The sequence below is a fragment of the Mesorhizobium sp. M2C.T.Ca.TU.002.02.1.1 genome, assembly GCF_003997225.1.
Genome location: NZ_RZTO01001269.1, coordinates 1 through 1,095 on the forward strand (window position 1 = coordinate 1; position 1,095 = coordinate 1,095).

A 1,095-nucleotide genomic window follows, 5' to 3' on the forward strand; every position below is an offset into this window, starting at 1 on the left:
CCGAGCCGCAAAGCGCTGAAGCACCCCCAGTCGAGCCTGAACAGCCATCGGCTCCCAGCGCGACATCGAGCGCCCCAGCCGCATCGGCTGGGCCAAGCCAAACCATTGAAACTGGCGGCACGGCGGATGGCGATACGCGCGACGCGCCGGCGGTCGCCAGCAAGGGCAAGAAACAGGCCGCCGGCAATGCCCTGGAATCCCGCTACAGCGGTGAAATCCAGAAGAAACTTGCACGCGCCAATCGTCGCGTTTCGAAATCGGTCCAGGCCAAGGCCCGCAACAATGCCAGGGTGGTTTTCGTCGTCGCGGCCGATGGCAGCGTCAGCGACCTGCAGCTCGCCGAAAGTTCAGGGTCCGCCGAGCTCGATCAGTTCGCTTTGACGCTGGTGCGCAAGCAAGCCCCGTTCCCTCCCATTCCGCCCGAGACCGGAAAATCAAGTTGGGTGTTCAAGGCGCGGATCGGCCCTTTTTAAGGCGTCGTCCCCCAATGAAGCCTTCCTGGACGTCAGAGTTCATCCATTTCGAAAGGAAACCAATGTACATCGCCATGAACCGCTTCAAGGTCCAGACCGGCTCCGAGGAAGCCTTCGAGGACGTCTGGAAGAACCGCGATTCCAGCCTCTCCGAAATGAAGGGCTTCAGGGAATTCCATCTGCTGCGCGGGCCGGTCAACGAGACCGAGGGCTATACGCTGTTTGCCTCGCACACGGTCTGGGCAAGCCAGGAGGATTTCGTCGCCTGGACGAAATCGGAAAACTTCCGCGCCGCCCATCGCAACGCCGGCGGGTCGAAAGTGCACTATCTGGGCCACCCGCAGTTCGAAGGCTTTTCGGTCGTCGAAGGCGCCTGAAACGCACCTCCGCCAAGCCTGCTATGCTGCAGCCAGCAGGCTGGCGTTGCCTCCCGCCGCCGTCGTGTCGACGCAAACCGCACGCTCATGCGCGTAAGCCGCGGGGTTCAGCACCTCGCTGACCAGAGGCACGATCGGCCCGGCGCGCTCGGCGATCACCTTGCGCACGATTCGCGCCGCCTCCGGCGTGCCGGAGAAGGCAACGACATCGACGCGCAGCGAACGCGCCTCGACCGGATCGGGTC

At 63.7% G+C, this 1,095-nt stretch carries 3 protein-coding genes; 2 read left to right on the forward strand and 1 reads right to left on the reverse strand.

The genetic code is table 11. The annotated features are described in order from the left end of the window. A partial coding sequence (locus tag EOD07_RS35360; RefSeq protein ID WP_164772893.1) for an energy transducer TonB occupies nucleotides 1-473 on the forward strand: 473 nt, incomplete at its 5' end. Nucleotides 474-535: 62 nt separating this feature from the next. Continuing rightward, nucleotides 536-850 (forward strand): antibiotic biosynthesis monooxygenase, encoded by a 315-nt coding sequence (locus EOD07_RS35365; protein WP_127238435.1) that lies wholly within the window; start codon nucleotides 536-538, stop codon nucleotides 848-850. 21 nt (nucleotides 851-871) lie between these two features. On the opposite strand, the gene EOD07_RS35370 is transcribed toward EOD07_RS35365, so the two are convergent. Then, nucleotides 872-1,095: hypothetical protein (locus EOD07_RS35370; protein WP_164772894.1), on the reverse strand; the 224-nt coding region annotated here is incomplete at its 5' end.

Bases quoted from the DNA above. Each gene is read 5' to 3' on its own strand.
- EOD07_RS35365 (WP_127238435.1), top strand. From the start codon at position 536: ATGTACATCGCCATGAACCGCTTCAAGGTCCAGACCGGCTCCGAGGAA.